This window comes from Streptomyces gardneri (assembly GCF_006539185.1).
Classification (GTDB): Bacteria; Actinomycetota; Actinomycetes; order Streptomycetales; family Streptomycetaceae; genus Streptomyces; species Streptomyces gardneri.
In genome coordinates, this window is the sequence record NZ_BJMN01000073.1 from 17,771 (window position 1) to 32,617 (window position 14,847).

General features: G+C 71.3%; 11 protein-coding genes. 6 read left to right on the top strand and 5 right to left on the bottom strand.

Annotated elements, in window-relative coordinates; all coding sequences use genetic code 11:
• Nucleotides 1-29 precede the first annotated feature (29 nt).
• From SGA01_RS37605 to SGA01_RS37615, 3 genes are all read right to left on the bottom strand, one after another.
• Nucleotides 30-986 (bottom strand): DNA-3-methyladenine glycosylase family protein, encoded by a 957-nt coding sequence (locus SGA01_RS37605; protein WP_141302666.1) that lies wholly within the window; start codon nt 984-986, stop codon nt 30-32.
• A 105-nt stretch (nt 987-1,091) separates the two neighbouring features.
• Nucleotides 1,092-2,174, bottom strand: a complete 1,083-nt coding sequence (gene manB / locus SGA01_RS37610) for a mannose-1-phosphate guanylyltransferase (protein WP_141302668.1) — start codon at nt 2,172-2,174, stop codon at nt 1,092-1,094.
• A gap of 104 nt (nt 2,175-2,278) precedes the next feature.
• The gene (locus SGA01_RS37615) at nt 2,279-3,703 is read right to left on the bottom strand and encodes a peptidoglycan recognition protein family protein (RefSeq protein ID WP_141302670.1); all 1,425 of its coding nucleotides are present in this window, start codon (nt 3,701-3,703) and stop codon (nt 2,279-2,281) included.
• Nucleotides 3,704-3,839: 136 nt separating this feature from the next.
• Between SGA01_RS37615 and SGA01_RS37620 the strand changes: the two genes are divergently transcribed.
• The 4 genes from SGA01_RS37620 (at nt 3,840) to SGA01_RS37635 (ending at nt 9,988) form a co-directional block, all read left to right on the top strand.
• Nucleotides 3,840-4,592: a TIGR03089 family protein gene (locus tag SGA01_RS37620; protein WP_141302672.1), complete on the top strand. Its 753-nt coding sequence runs from the start codon at nt 3,840-3,842 to the stop codon at nt 4,590-4,592.
• A 291-nt stretch (nt 4,593-4,883) separates the two neighbouring features.
• Nucleotides 4,884-6,116, top strand: coding sequence for an LCP family protein (locus tag SGA01_RS37625; protein WP_141302674.1), 1,233 nt, complete (start codon nt 4,884-4,886; stop codon nt 6,114-6,116).
• A gap of 258 nt (nt 6,117-6,374) precedes the next feature.
• Nucleotides 6,375-8,138 (top strand): LCP family protein, encoded by a 1,764-nt coding sequence (locus SGA01_RS37630; protein ID WP_141302676.1) that lies wholly within the window; start codon nt 6,375-6,377, stop codon nt 8,136-8,138.
• Between the two features lie 50 nt (nt 8,139-8,188).
• Nucleotides 8,189-9,988 carry an LCP family protein gene (locus SGA01_RS37635; protein ID WP_229918562.1) on the top strand — a complete coding sequence of 600 codons (1,800 nt, stop codon included), beginning with the start codon at nt 8,189-8,191 and terminating at the stop codon, nt 9,986-9,988.
• Nucleotides 9,989-10,051: 63 nt separating this feature from the next.
• Here the strand turns inward: SGA01_RS37635 and SGA01_RS37640 are convergent, their stop codons facing one another.
• Nucleotides 10,052-11,110, bottom strand: a complete 1,059-nt coding sequence (locus SGA01_RS37640; RefSeq protein ID WP_494485670.1) for a glycosyltransferase — start codon at nt 11,108-11,110, stop codon at nt 10,052-10,054.
• Nucleotides 11,111-11,242: 132 nt separating this feature from the next.
• On the opposite strand from SGA01_RS37640, the gene SGA01_RS37645 reads away from it, so the two are divergent.
• Nucleotides 11,243-12,727, top strand: coding sequence for an LCP family protein (locus SGA01_RS37645; protein ID WP_435843342.1), 1,485 nt, complete (start codon nt 11,243-11,245; stop codon nt 12,725-12,727).
• A gap of 76 nt (nt 12,728-12,803) precedes the next feature.
• Here SGA01_RS37645 and SGA01_RS37650 read toward each other — a convergent pair whose 3' ends face one another.
• Nucleotides 12,804-13,337, bottom strand: coding sequence for an acyl-CoA thioesterase (locus SGA01_RS37650; protein WP_055643142.1), 534 nt, complete (start codon nt 13,335-13,337; stop codon nt 12,804-12,806).
• A gap of 119 nt (nt 13,338-13,456) precedes the next feature.
• On the opposite strand from SGA01_RS37650, the gene SGA01_RS37655 reads away from it, so the two are divergent.
• Complete coding sequence (locus SGA01_RS37655; protein ID WP_174867671.1) at nt 13,457-14,779, top strand: LCP family protein; 1,323 nt, start codon at nt 13,457-13,459, stop codon at nt 14,777-14,779.
• The last annotated feature ends 68 nt before the right edge of the window (nt 14,780-14,847 follow it).

The following is a 14,847-nucleotide window of genomic DNA, read 5'->3' on the forward strand; positions in this document are numbered from 1 at the left end:
CTGAGCCCGGGCTGATGTGCCCGGGCTGTTCAGAGGTGCGCGATGTCGCCCGGCGTCATGCGGGGCGCCCTGCGGGGCGGGACGCGGCCGCTGAGGAGGACCAGGCGGGCGGCGCGGTGGCGCTGGCCCGCGTAGGGGGCCAGGAGGGTCAGCATCGCCTCGTCGTCGGTCGTCCGGTCGCCCGCGAGGGCCCAGCCGACGATGCCCGGGAGGTGGAGGTCGCCGGTGGTGACCTCGTCCGGGGCGCCGTTGCTGCGCTGAATCGTCTCGGCGCTCGTCCAGGGGCCGATGCCGGGGATCAGCTCCAGGCGCTCGCGGGCCGCCGGCGGGTCCATGTGCGCGGCCTCCTCCAGGCGGGCCGCGACCCGCGCCGCGCGGACGATCGTCGCCGAGCGCTTGCCGTCGACGTTCGCGCGGTGCCACTCCCAGGACGGGATCTGGGTCCAGGTGCGGGCGTCGGGCATCGCGTACATGCCGTCGGGGGCGGGGCCGGGGGCGGGCTCGCCGTACTTCCGTACGAGCAGCCGCCAGGCCGCGTACGCCTCCGTCGCCGTGACCTTCTGTTCCAGGACCGTCGGGATCAGCGACTCCAGGACCAGGCCCGTGCGCGTCAGGCGGAGGCCGGGGCGGCGGCGGTGGGTCGCCAGGATCAGCTTGTGGCGCGGGACGAAGGCGGTCGGGTCGTCCTCGGCGCCGAGGAGGGCCGGGAGGCGGTCCAGGAGCCAGGTCGCGCCCGCGCCCCAGGCCTCGGCCGCGACCTCGCCGTCCCGGACGGCCACGCGGAGGGTGCCGGGGCCGTCGGGGGTGCGGCTGGCCCGCCAGACGGAGCCGTCCGGGGTCACGCGGAAGGTGGGGTCGGCGGGGCCGCGGCGGAGGGGGCCGAGGGTGAGGCCGAGGTCTATCGGGGCGTCGGGGGTGAGGGGTACGGGGGTGTGGCCGCCGCGCACGGTGGTGCGGGTGGGTTCGGGTACGAAGCGGCCGGCCATGGATATGAGCCTAGCCGTGCCCCGTGTGGGCAACCGTCCCGCAGGGCGGGGCTCCGCCCCAGCGGAACGAATGCCCACAACGGTGTGGGCACCGCGGGGTGGGGCCTACTGGTCCGAGGAGAAGCGGACCGCGTTGGCCGGGAGGGTGGTGTCGCACCAGATTCTGATGCCGTCCCGGAGTTCGTTGTCCGGGCCCACCTGGGCTCCGTCGCCGATCACCGCGCCCGTGAGGACCGTGCGCGCGCCGATGCGGGCGCCCGCGCCGACGAGGGAGTCGGTGATCACCGCGCCCGGTTCGACGATCGCGCCCGCCAGGATCGTGGAGCCCGCGATGCGCGCGCCCTCGCCGATCACGGCGTCCGCACCGACGACCGTGCCGCCGGTCAGCTTGGCGTCCGGGGCGACCCGGGCCGACGGGAGGACCAGGCGGTCGCCGCAGCGGCCCGGGACCGCCGGGGAGGGGGCGCGGCCGAGGACCAGGTCGGCGGAGCCGCGGACGAAGGCCTGCGGGGTGCCGAGGTCCAGCCAGTACGTGGAGTCGACCATGCCCTGGAGGTGCGCGCCGGAGGCGAGCAGCTCCGGGAAGGTCTCGCGCTCGACCGAGACCGGGCGGCCGGTGGGGATCGTGTCGATGACCGAGCGGCGGAAGACGTACGCGCCGGCGTTGATCTGGTCGGTGACGATCTCCTCGGGCGTCTGGGGCTTCTCGAGGAAGGCCTTGACCCGGCCCGTCTCGTCCGTGGGGACCAGGCCGAAGGCCCTCGGGTCCTCGACGCGGGTGAGGTGGAGCGAGACGTCCGCGCCGGAGGAGGCGTGGGTGTCCACGAGGGCCCGGATATCGAGGCCCGTGAGGATGTCGCCGTTGAAGATCAGGACCGGTTCGTCCGGGCCCGAGTGGAGGCGCGAGGCGACGTTGCGTATCGCGCCGCCGGTGCCGAGCGGCTCCTCCTCCGTGACGTACTCGATGCTCAGACCGAGGTCGGAGCCGTCGCCGAAGTGCGGCTCGAAGACCTCGGCCAGGTAGGAGGTGGCGAGCACGATGTGCTCGACGCCGGCGGCGCGGGCGCGGGCCAGCTGGTGCGTCAGGAAGGGGACGCCTGCCGCCGGGACCATGGGTTTCGGCGTGTTGACCGTGAGGGGCCGCAGCCTTGTGCCCTTGCCACCGACCAGGAGGATCGCTTCAGTCACCTTGTCGTCTCTGCTTCCTGTTCGGGGCCGGTCCGCCCGCCCGTCTCGGTCGTCCGTGCGATGTGACCGGTCAGTTTATGCAGATGGTTGCCCGCCTGACCCCATCAGAGCCTCCCTTGATACTTCGCCGATGTCGTCCTGGCCGTGCCGAGCTTGCTGTACAGGCGTGCGCCGGGGCACGCCGTGGCGAATCCGTCACGGTGTCCGGAGATGGTGCGCATCTTGACCCGTGTGCCCTTCTTGTACAGGTTTCCGCCCCCTGAGGTCAGATACGTCGTGCTGTTCGGGTTCACCCCGTGAAGCCCCAGCTTCCAGGCCGTCAGCCGGGCGACGGCGGTGAGCACGGCGGCCGGGGGACTGCTCTTCTCGTAGCTGCCGACGACGGCGACACCCATGCTGTTGGTGTTGAAGCCGAGGGTGTGCGCGCCGAGGACGGGCTTGGCCACGCCGCCCGCACGGCCTTCGTAGATGTTTCCGCACTTGTCGACGGCGAAGTTGTAGCCGAAGTCCCGCCATCCACTGCTCTGAACGTGGTAGCGGTAGATACCGCGGAGGACGGAGGGGGCCTGGCGGCACGTGTAGTTGTTGCCGGTCGCGGTGTGGTGGACGAAGGCCGCCTTGATGCTCTTCGTGTAGACGAAGCCCTTCTCGCGGAGCTTCTCGTCCGCTCCCCAGCCCTTGCGCGTGATGATCTTCGGGCGGGGGCCGATGTACGGCTTCGCCGGTGCCGCCGCGACCGGGGCGGCCTGGGCGGCCTGGGTGTTCTGGGCGGTCTGGGCGGTTTTCTCCGGCTGTGCCGGCCTTGCCGGTCCGGCCCACTCCGGGAAGTGGCGGAACGTCACCTCCGTCGCCTCCTTCGACAGCGCCGGGATCCAGGCCGCGCCGTACGGCGCCAGCTGCGAGTTGACCGCGCTGGCCGCCGCCTCCGCCGCCGTCGGGCCAGTGAGGACCGCCGCCGTACGGACCTGGGGGACGGCGCCGCCCGGGTCCGTGCCCGGGTCGACCAGTTCGAGGCGGAGGCCCTCCGGGAGCTGCTCCTCGCCCCGTACGCGGATCTCGACGCCGTCCGAGTCGCCGACCCACAGCGGTGCCGTGGAGCCCTTGAGCGCCCGGCCGGTGCCCTCCGCGGTCTCCGGGTCGGCGCCGTGCTCGTCGTTGTGGGTCTCCACGTCCTGCCACGACGACCAGGTCCCGTCGCCGGTGGCCCGGGTGCGGACCTGCACCATGCCGTGCAGCGCGGCCGCCGGGTCGTCCCAGACGACGCCCAGGAGGGAGAACGGTCTGACGTCGCGTCGGGCCAGGCCCTGCTCCCCCGTGTCGGGGCCTGTTCCGCTGCCGAAGCCGCGTACGGAACCGTCCAGGGGCGCGAGCGGCAGCGACTGGGTGGAGCCGGGCAGCCGCTCGGGCCCCGGTGGCAGCGCGGCGACCTCCGGTGGCACCGTGGCCGCCGCGGGTACGGCGAGGGAGACCGGCAGGGCGAGCACCGCCGCACAGGTGACGGCGATCGAGGTGGCGAGTGAGGCACGCATGGACCGATCGTGTGTATCCCCGGCGCGTTCCGCGCGCCGGGAATCCGCGCGGAAATTGACGTGCCGTCGGGCCGACCGGTGGACGCCTTCACCGGTACGGAGGACCCCGCGCGCCCGCCCGCGTACGCTGTCCGGCGTGAACGCCAGCGACCGCACCCCCGCCGACCTGCTGCGATCCGCCCTCGCCGCGGACCCCGCCCGCCCCTTGGTCACTTTCTACGACGACGCCACCGGTGAGCGCGTGGAATTGTCCGTCGCCACCTTCGCCAATTGGGTGGCCAAGACGGCGAACCTCCTCCAGGGCGAGCTGTCCGCCGCCCCGGGCGACCGGCTCGCGCTGCTGCTGCCCGCGCACTGGCAGACGGCCGTCTGGCTGCTCGCCGCCTCCTCCGTCGGGGTGGTCGTCGAGGTCGGCGGCGATCCCGCGGACGCCGATCTCGTGGTCGCGGGGCCGGAGAAGCTGGAGGCGGGTCTCGCCTGCTCCGGTGAGCGGATCGCGCTCTCGCTGGCGCCGCTGGGCCGCCGCTTCCCCGCCCCGCCCGCCGGGTACGCGGACTACGCGGTCGAGGTGCCGAGCCAAGGCGACCGGTTCGCGCCGTTCGTGCCGGTGGATCCCGAGGCTCCCGCCCTCGTCGTCGACGGTAAGGAACACAGCGGCGCCCAGCTCGTCGCGCAGGCCCGCGTCGACGCGGCGGCCCTCGGCCTCGCCCCCGGTTCCCGGCTGCTCTCCGGTCTCGGCTTCGACAGCTGGGAGGGACTCTCGACCGGCCTGTACGCGCCCCTGGCGGCCGGCGGCTCGGTGGTCCTGTGCCGGAACCTGGACCGACTCGCGCCCGACGCCCTGGAGAAGCGCGTGGAGAGCGAGCGGGTGACCGGCACCGCGCTCTGAGCCACGCCGACTCCGGCCCGACGAGCACACCCGACCACCCACGCTCCCGCACCAGACCCTCCACACCGGCCCAGCGCCCGTCCGAGACCTCCGGCACCGGCCCTCCACCCTCCTGAGCGCCCCATTCGGCGTAGTCGCGCGCCGAGTCCCCGGGTCCCCGCGCCGACTCCGGTACATGATCGGCCGGGGGGAGTCGCCTCCTTCCGCACAACCATGCGTCGGGTTCGGCCGTCTCCTTCCATGACCGGTGGCCGCCGGGCGCGCCGCCGACGCCTCGAAGGACGGACTGACGTGACGGATCGCGCTGGCACGCCCGCCGAACCGGATCCCCCGGCGCAGGAAGACCCGGCGCCCGGTGCTCCGGAGAAGCCGCGCAAGCGCCACTGGCTGAGGTGGACGGCCCTCGGGATCTCGGTCGTGGTGCTGATCGCGGCCGGGGTCGGCTGGTGGTTCTACCGGAAGCTCGACGGCAACATCACCACGGACACGACGGCCGCCGCCGAGCTGCGGAAGTACGAGAAGGAGCGGCCGGCGGCGGGCACCACCGCCGCCAGGAACATCCTGCTCATCGGCTCGGACACCCGGACCGGCGAGGGGAACCGCAAGTACGGCAAGGACAAGGGCACCCAGCGCTCCGACACGACGATCCTGCTGCACCTCTCGGCGGAGAAGTCGAGCGCGACGGCCGTCTCCCTCCCGCGCGACCTGATGGTGACGATCCCGAGCTGCACCAAGGCCGACGGGACCCGGACCCGTGAGCAGTTCGCGCAGTTCAACTGGGCCTTCGAGTTCGGCGGTACGGCGTGCACGATCCGTACCGTCGAGAAGCTGACCGGGATCCGCGTCGACAACCACATGGTGATCGACTTCCGGGGCTTCAAGAAGATGGTCGACGCCGTGGACGGCGTGGAGGTCTGCCTCAAGGAGCCCGTCGACGACACCGACGCCAAGCTGAAGCTGCCCGCGGGGCGCCAGACGCTCCACGGCGAGCAGGCCCTCGGCTTCGTACGGGCCAGGAAGTCGATCGGCAACGGCAGCGACACGGAACGCATGGACCGGCAGCAGCAGTTCCTCGGCGCGCTCGTCAACAAGGTGCAGAGCGACGGGGTGCTGCTGAACCCGACCAAGCTCTACCCGGTCCTGGACGCGGCCACGAAGGCGATCACCACCGACACGGGGCTCGACTCGCTGCGGGAGCTGTACGACCTGGCGCGCGCGATGCGGGCCGTCCCGCCGGAGAAGGTGCAGTTCCTCACGGTGCCGCGCCGCCCGTACGCGTACAACGCGAATCGGGACGAACTGGTACAGCCGGCGGCGAGTCAACTCTTCCGGCAGCTAAGGGAGGACAAGCCCGTCCTCGTGACTCCGCACTCCGAGGAGGAGAACGACGGGAGAGGTGACGGAAGCGGCGGGACAGGCGGTGGGACGGGCGGCGACGGGAAGCCCGACGACGCGGACACCCCGACTCCCTCCTCGACGCCGACCTTCACGGGCCGCAACGCGGCGGAGGGCGTGTGCTCTTAGGAACCCCACGGACGCGGTGGGTAAAGGGCGTCCCAAGGGGAGGGCAGGGTCGGATGAGGTTTGAGCAAATTGCCCGGTTGTAAGGGGCGTGGAATTTGTCACTGACGTCGCCCCACGCTGAACTGGGCGGATAGTGTGACGCGATCCGGTGCACCCCGACCGTGTGGTCGTCGCACTCACCAAGGATCGAACGACCGAGAGAGCGGCGCCCTACGGGGGAGGCGCCTCGCGTGGCACCGACGGAGGACTCGAGTAACCGTGGACGCGCACAGCCGTGGACGGGCGGACGAGATCGACCCCGCCGACCAGTGGGTTCTCAACCCACAGACCGGCAACTACGAACTGCGACTGGACAACTCCGGTGAGCAGCCGCAGGCACCGTCCCGGCCCCGCAGATCGAGCACGGCCACCGAGGCCGACGCGGCCCCCACCGGCCGCGGCCGCGGTGCCGGTGCCGGCACGGCCACCGAGGCACCCGTCCCCGGTCAGCGCCGCCGCCGCGTCTCCGAGCAGGGCGGCGGCGGTCAGCCGCCCGCGAGCCGCCGCAAGCCCAAGCAGGGCGCGTCCCGCAAGAAGAAGGTCCTCCTGTGGACCGGCGGCACCATGGCCTTCGTGCTCGTGGGCGGCGCCACCGGCGCGTACATGCTCTACAAGAAGCTCGACGGCAACATCGACGCCGTCGACGTCGGCAACGCGGCGGTCGAGACGCCGGGCATGGACGGGCCGCTCAACATCCTGGTCATCGGCAACGACGTCCGGACCGGCGAGGGCAACGAGAGCTACGGGAACAAGACGAACGTCACCGGCCACGCCGACACGACGTTCCTCATCCACATCGCCGAGGACCGCACCAACGCGACGGCCGTGAGCATCCCCCGCGACCTCAAGATCAAGATCCCGGACTGCCCCACGAAGCAGCCCGACGGCTCGACCAAGGTCATCCCCGGCTCGGTCGGGACGACCAAGTTCAACGAGTCGTTCGGGGTCAACGGCCGCGACCCCGGCTGCACCATGCGCACCATCACGGAGATGTCCGGCATCGGCATCAACCACTTCATGATGGTCGACTTCAACGCGGTCAAGACGCTGTCGGCCGCCGTCGGCGGCGTGAAGGTCTGCCTGAACAAGCCCATCCGCGACACCAAGTACTCCAAGCTCAACCTCGACGAGGGCGAGCACCGGATCCAGGGCGAGGACGCGCTCGCGTTCCTCCGCAACCGCCACGGCCTCGGCAACGAGAGCGACCTGGACCGCATCAAGATGCAGCAGCAGTTCCTCGCGTCGATGATGCGCCAGCTGAAGGAAGACACGCTGGACAGCCCGACGCAGCTGCTCGACGTCGCGAACGCGGCGACCGACGCGCTGACGGTGGACAAGGGCATAGGAAGTGCCCTCAAGCTGACCAGCCTTGCCAAGGAGATCGGCAAGGTCGACCTCAAGAACATCAGCTTCATGACCGTGCCGGTCGTCGACAACCCCGACGAGCCGCCGAACAAGCGCGCGACCGTGGTCCTCGACCAGACCAAGGCCCCGCAGGTGTTCGGCATGATCCAGAACGACGTCTCCTTCACCGAGGTGAAGAAGAAGGAGAAGGACGCCAAGAACGCCAAGGCGCAGGCCCAGGCGAAGCTCCTCCAGGGCACGCGCGCCGAGGCCGCCGACGTACGCGTCGACGTCTACAACGGCAGTGGCATCACCGGAGCCGCGCAGTCCACGATCAACTGGCTGCAGAACGACATGGGTGTGAGCCGCTCCACCAACAAGAGCAACGCCCCCGAGAAGGCGGCGAAGACCACACTCACCTACGCACCGAACCAGGCCGATCAGGCCCGCAAGCTCGCGGACATGATGGGTCTGCCCGCCACGGCTCTCAAGCCGGGCACGCAGGACGCCGGGGAACGCGAGCCCATGACGCTCGTCCTCGGTGCCGACTTCAAGGGCGCGGGGGCGCCCGTCAAGGGTCCGACGAAGGCGCCGGACGTCGACAAGGTAGAAGCCGACAAGAAGGTGTGTGCCGAATGACCTGGAAACACCAGGCCTCGGCGCGCGGCTGAATCACGAGGGGACCTGGGGTGGGACAGAACGTGCGTGGGGAGGGAACGCGGGGACGCGTTCCGCGCGCCCGTGAACTGGGCTGGGACGACGACCTCTACGGAGCGGGGGAGGCGACCGGCGCCGGGGGCGAGTCCGGGGCCGGGGGCGACTCCGGGGCCGATGACACCGGATCCGGCGGTACGTCGGCGCCGGCGTCGACCCGGGCCGAGCGGCGTCGCAGCGGTACCGCCGGCGGAGGGGCGGAGACCGGCGGCGACGCGCGGACGAGCCACCGTCGCGGCGGTTCGCGCCGCCGGGCCAAGAAGGCCGGCAAGCACAAGGTGCTGCGCTGGGTGGCGATCACCCTTGCCGTACTGATACTCGGGACGGCCGGCGCCGGATACCTGTACTACGAGCACCTCAACGGCAACATCCGCAGCGGTGACCGCGCGGGCGGCAGCAGCGGCGTGAAGAAGGCCGCGCCCAACGCGCTCGGCGACACCCCGCTCAACATCCTCCTCATAGGCTCCGACAGCCGGGCCGACGAGAAGAACATCGCCCTCGGCGGCGGCCGCAACGACAAGGACCGCAAGCCGCTCGCCGACGTGCAGATGCTGCTCCACGTCTCGGCGGACCGCGAGAACGCCTCGCTCATCTCCATCCCGCGCGACACGGTCGTCAAGATCCCGGAGTGCAAGGACGAGAACGGCACTCCCTACGCCGCCACCACGAACCGGCCCATCAACGAGTCGCTCCAGCGCGGCGGTCCCGGCTGCACCCTCACCACCTGGGAGAGCCTCACCGGGGTCTACATCGACCACTGGCTGATGGTCGACTTCGCGGGTGTGGTGGCGATGGCGGACGAGGTCGGCGGCGTCCCCGTGTGCGTCAACACGGGTGTGCACGACAAGTCGACCCGCCTGGTGAAGGGCGGCTCCGGTCTGAAGCTGCCGAAGGGCACGACCGAGGTCCAGGGCGTGCAGGCGCTCCAGTGGCTGCGTACCCGGCACGCCTTCGGCAGCGACCAGAACCGCGCCAAGGCCCAGCACATGTACATGAACGGGATGATGAAGAAGCTCCAGGAGCAGAACGCCTGGACCGACACGGGGCGGCTGATGGGCCTGGCCGAGACCGCCACCAAGTCCCTCAAGGTCTCGCAGGACCTCGACACCGTGAAGAAGCTCTTCGATCTGTCGATGCAGCTCAAGAACGTGAAGATCGACCGTCTGACGACGGCGACCGTCCCCACGGACCCCTATCCGCAGCGGCCGAAGGAATGGCTCCAGCTGCGGCCCTCCTCCGCCGACAAGATGTGGGCGATGCTCCGGGACGACGTCGCCTACGACAAGAACGGCGACAAGTCCGGCGCGAAGGCGAAGCCGAAGGCCACCGCATCCCCCAAGCCCAAGACGCCGGCCGAGGCTCCCGGCTCCTTCGCCGTGACCGTCGTCAACGGCACCGACGGCAACGACGAGCCGGCCGTCGAGGGCCGGGCCGGCGACATGGCCGAGGCGCTCCAGGGCAAGGGCTTCACCCAGGCCGACGCCTCCAGGGACGGCGGGGGCCGCAAGGACACCGTCGTCACCTACCCCAAGGCGGACGCCGACCAGGGCAAGGCGAACGCGCTCTCCGTGACGAAGGCGCTCGGACTGCCCGACTCGGCCGTACGGGCCGACGCCGAGGCGAAGGGCATCACCCTGATCGTCGGCGCGGACTGGCGCGAGGGCACCACGTACAAGAAGCCGACGTCGGTGGCCGGTGACCTGCCCGACGGCGCCGACGACAAGGCGGAGTGCATGGACATCTACTCGGTCTACCGCTGGGACGGGGTCAGCTGACGCTCCCTGAACGCGACGACGGCCGGGCCCCCTGAGGGACCCGGCCGTCGGTCGTCCGTACCGTCAGACCGTCTCGGACTCGCCCGCCTTCACCGCCGGGCGGCGGCTCGCGATGACCTTCCGGGCCAGCGAGCGCGGGCTCGTCAGGAAGCCGTACCCCCACGACATGTGCATCGTCGCGAGCGCCACCGGGATCTGCAGACGGGCCTTCAGCGACAGGCCCTTGCCCGCGGGGAGCGAGCCCGCCGTGATCGCGGCGAGGTAGCCCGCCGGGATCACGAAGCCGAGCGGGGTGAGCGTGGCACCCACCACGAGGCCCGCGGCGATGGCGCAGACGGCGGTCGGCGGGGCCAGGTAGCGGAGGTTGATGGAGCCCTGGTGGTAGCGGGCCACCACGTGGCGCCAGCGGCCGTAGTCCTTGTACTGCTTCGCGAGGGCCTTCACCGAGGGCCTCGGGCGGTACTGGACGCGCAGCTCCGGCGAGAACCAGATGAGGCCGCCCGCCTCGCGGATGCGGAAGTTCAGCTCCCAGTCCTGGGCGCGGATGAACTCGATGTTGTACCCGCCCTGCCGCTCCAGGGCCTCGCGGCGGAAGACGCCCAGGTACACGGTCTCCGCCGGGCCGGCCTCGCCGCCCGTGTGGAAGGCCGCGTTGCCCACGCCGATCTTCGAGGTCATCGCGGCGGCGACCGCGTCCTCCCAGGCGTTCTCGCCCTCGGCGTGCATGACACCGCCGACGTTCTGCGCGCCCGTCTCCTCCAGGAGCCGGACGGCGGTCGCGATGTAGTTCGGCGACAGCATGCCGTGGCCGTCGACGCGCACCACGATCGGATGACGGGAGGCCTGGATCGCCGCGTTGAGAGCGGCGGGGGTGCGGCCCGTGGGGTTCGGCACGGTGTGGACGCGGGGGTCTTCTCGTACGAGCTCGGCGGCGATCTCGTCCGTGCGGTCCGTGGACGGGCCGAGGGCGATCACCACCTCCATCTCGCCGTCGTACTCCTGCTCCAGGATGTGACGAACCGAGGTGCGCAGATACCGCTCCTCGTTGAGGACCGGCATGATCACGGAGACGGGGGGCAGCATGGTTCCTCGGGGGTTCGGGGGTCGTCCCCCGGGAGACAGCAGTATTGCCCGCCACGTTACCGCGAACGGGGGACACCGGTGCGCGCCGCATGGGTGGTGCACCCTTGCGCTGATCGTATGGGCCTACCGTGCTCACGGTTCCCCTTGTCACACCCGCGGAGGTGTCCGTCCGTGCCCACACCGCCCCGCACGCCCCGTCGCAGGCCCGTTCCCCGGCCGCCCGCACCGGTTCGCCGGCGGCGACCGCGGCGGCCCCGGTGGGGGATGCGGATGGCGACCGCGCTGTCCGTGGTGGTCCTCGCGGCGGGCGGGATCGGGCACGCGGTGGTGACCGGCCTGGACACCGGGATCACCCGGGTCGACCCCTTCAAGGACATGAAGAACCGGCCGCAGGCCGGGCACGGGATGAACATCCTCGTCGTCGGCACCGACGGCCGGGACCGGATCACCCAGGAGGAGAAGGAGAAGTACCGGCTCGGCGGCGCGCCCTGCCACTGCACCGACACCGTGATGCTCGTGCACATCTCGGAGGACCGGGAGCGGGCGAGCGTCGTCAGCCTGCCCCGTGACTCGTACGCCGAGATGCCCGAGCACACCGACCTGAACAGTGGCAGGAAGCACAACTCCCACCCCGTGAAGCTGAACGCCGCCTACGCGGAGGGCGGGCCCGGGCTGACCGTCCGGACCGTCGAGTCGATGACCGGCGTGAAGATCGACCACTATCTGGAGGTCGACTTCACCAGCTTCATGCGGACCGTGGACGCGATCGGCGGGGTGCAGATCTGCACGACCCGGGCGGTCAAGGACTCCGCCACCGGGCTCGACCTCGCGGCCGGCACCCATGAGCTCGACGGCGGGCAGGCCCTCCAGTACGTCCGCTCGCGGCACATCGACGGGGCCGCCGACATCGGGCGCATGCAGCGGCAGCAGAAGTTCCTGGCGGCGCTGATCGAGCGGGCGACGAGCGGCGGGGTGCTGCTGAACCCGGTGCGGTTCCGGGAGATGGCCACGACGATGCTGAGCTCGGTCCGGGCCGACGAGGACTTCGGTACGGATCAGATGCTGGCGCTGTCCAAGGCGATGCGGGGCTTCACGCCGGCGTCCTCGGAGTTCGTGTCGGTCCCGATCGGCGACATGAGCTTCCCGGTCAAGGGGATCGGGTCGACGGTGAAGTGGGACGCGGCGAAGGCGCAGAAGCTGTTCCAGGCGCTGCGGGAGGACCGGCCGCTGGCGCAGGCCTCGCAGAAGACGGCGTCCGCCGGGAAGGGCGCCGCCCCGAGGACGGCCGTCGTGGACGTGGCTCCGCGCACCATCCGGGTGCAGGTCTACAACGGGACCCGGACGGACGGGCTCGGCCGGAAGGTGGACGACGCGCTGCGCGCGACCGGCTTCGACACGACCCGGACGCCGATGACGGGGTCCGGGCAGGAGCTGGCGCGGACGCTCGTGGAGTACGACCCGCGCTGGGACCGCTCGGCGAAGTCCCTCGCGGCGGCGCTGCCGGGGGCGGAGCTGCGGGCGGTGGCGGGGCGGGGCGGGACGCTGCGGGTGACGGTGGGGGCGGACTACCGGGGGGTCACGGGGGTCCGGGCCGAGGAGTCGGGGCGGGGCGGCCCGTTCGAGGCGGTGACCGGGGACCAGGTGGTGTGCCCGTAGGGACCGTGCGGGCTGTCAGGGCCGTCAGGGGTACGTCTCCGGGGGCGGGGGCCGCTCGTCGGCGGCCCCCTGGGCGTCAGTCCTCGTAGCCCTCGGCGGCTCGGCGTTCGCGGAGGTCCTTGATGGCCTGGCGGCGGGCCAGGCGGTGGGTGCGGCGGATCTGCGCCTCCTGGTTGCGGCGCTTGTCCTGCTCCGTCTCCGGGACGACCTGCGGGACGCGCCGCGGCTTGCCGTCCGCGTCGACGGCCGCGAAGACCAGATAGGCCGAGCCGACCTGGGTGGCGGGCGTGGACTCGTTCCAGCGCTCGGCCATGACCCGTACGCCGACTTCCATGGACGACCGGCCGGTCCAGTTGACCTGGGCCTTCACGTGCAGCAGGTCACCGACCCTGACCGGCTCGAGGAAGGCCATCTCGTCCATCGAGGCGGTGACCGCCGGACCGCCCGAGTGCCGGCCCGCCACGGCGCCCGCCGCGTCGTCCACCAGCTTCATGATCACGCCGCCGTGCACCGTACCGAGGAGGTTGGTGTCATGGCTCGTCATGATGTGGCTGAGGGTGGTGCGGGAGGCCGAGGTGGGCTTGCCGGGGATATCGCCCTGTTCTGTCATGCCCTCCACCTTATGCCGGGTCGCACCCCTGTCCGGTTTGCATCAGCTTGGCAACAGCACCGGTCCGATTTTCCACCCGGCCTGTCCAGGGGATTCCCCCGCCCGGCACACTGGTCCGCATGAATGACTGGCCCGAAGACGGCGGACACGGCCGCGGCAGCGCGAACTCCCATTCCGAGGGCGCTCGCAGGATGCGCCATGTCCAGCGCCCGCAGGCTCCGCAGCAGCCGCCCCGCTACGACCAGGACCAGGGTTACGGCCAGAACCAGGGCTACGACCAGGGCCAGGGCTACAACCCGAACTTCACCCAGGCGCAGGGCTCGGGCTACGACTCCGGTTACAGCTCGGGCCAGGTCTACGGCGGTCAGCAGGGCGGTGGCCCCCAGGGCGGCGGCGCCCAGGGCGGCGGCCGGGGCAACGTGCCTCCGCCGTACACGCCGCAGGGCCCCGGACGCCCCGCCCCGGACTGGCGCAAGCGCGCCAAGATCGGCTCGATCGTCCTGGTCGTCGGCGTCCTCGCCTGGGGCATCGGCACGTACGCCTGGGCCAGCTCCCAGATGCGCAACGAGGTCGACCTCTCCAAGGTCATCGAGCGGCCGTCGGAGGGCGACTGCACGACGTACCTGATCGTCGGCTCCGACAGCCGTGAGGGCATGTCCGCCGAGGACAAGAAGAAGTTGCACACCGGCTCCGCCGCGGGCAAGCGCACCGACTCGATGATGATCCTCGCGGCCTGCTCCAGCGGGAACACGATGGTCTCGCTCCCCCGCGACTCGTGGGTCTCGATCCCGTCCTTCGTCGGCTCCGAGTCGGGCAAGCAGTACCCGGCCCGCGGCGGCTCCAAGCTGAACGCGGCCTACGCGATGGACGGCCCCGAGCTGCTCGTGCGGACCGTCGAGTTCAACACCGGCCTGCGCATCGACCACTACGCGGAGATCGGCTTCGCCGGCTTCGCGAACATCGTGGACGCGCTCGGCGGTGTGGACCTCAACATCGAGAAGGGCTTCAAGGACAAGAAGTCCGGGGCGGACTTCGCGGCCGGCGAGCAGACGCTCAACGGCGAGCAGGCCCTGGCCTTCGTCCGGACCCGGTACGCCTTCGCCCAGTCGGACCTCCAGCGGACGAAGAACCAGCAGAAGTTCCTCTCCGCCCTGGCCAACCAGGCGGCGACGCCGGGCACGATCCTCAACCCGTTCGCGCTGTACCCGACGCTGGGCGCCGGTCTGGACACGCTGATCGTGGACAAGGACATGTCGCTGTACGACCTCGGGAAGATGTTCTTCGCGATGAAGGGGATCAACAGCGGCGACGGCAAGTCCATGAACATGCCTCTCTCGGGCGGCGCGCCGCAGAACTCCCTCAAGTGGGACATGCCGAAGGTGAAGCAGCTCGTCGAGCAGATCCGCAACGACGAGAAGGTCACCGTCGAGTCGGACCGCTGACCCGCTCGCGCAGACGACGAAGGGCGCCCCTCCCCGGCCCGGGAGGGGCGCCCTTCCCGTGTCTCCCC

What these genes read in the sequence shown, in the direction of transcription:
- SGA01_RS37605 (WP_141302666.1), bottom strand. Translation starts at nt 986, where the DNA reads ATGGCCGGCCGCTTCGTACCCGAACCCACCCGCACCACCGTGCGCGGC.
- SGA01_RS37615 (WP_141302670.1), bottom strand. Translation starts at nt 3,703, where the DNA reads ATGCGTGCCTCACTCGCCACCTCGATCGCCGTCACCTGTGCGGCGGTG.
- SGA01_RS37650 (WP_055643142.1), bottom strand. Translation starts at nt 13,337, where the DNA reads ATGACAGAACAGGGCGATATCCCCGGCAAGCCCACCTCGGCCTCCCGC.
- SGA01_RS37655 (WP_174867671.1), top strand. Translation starts at nt 13,457, where the DNA reads ATGAATGACTGGCCCGAAGACGGCGGACACGGCCGCGGCAGCGCGAAC.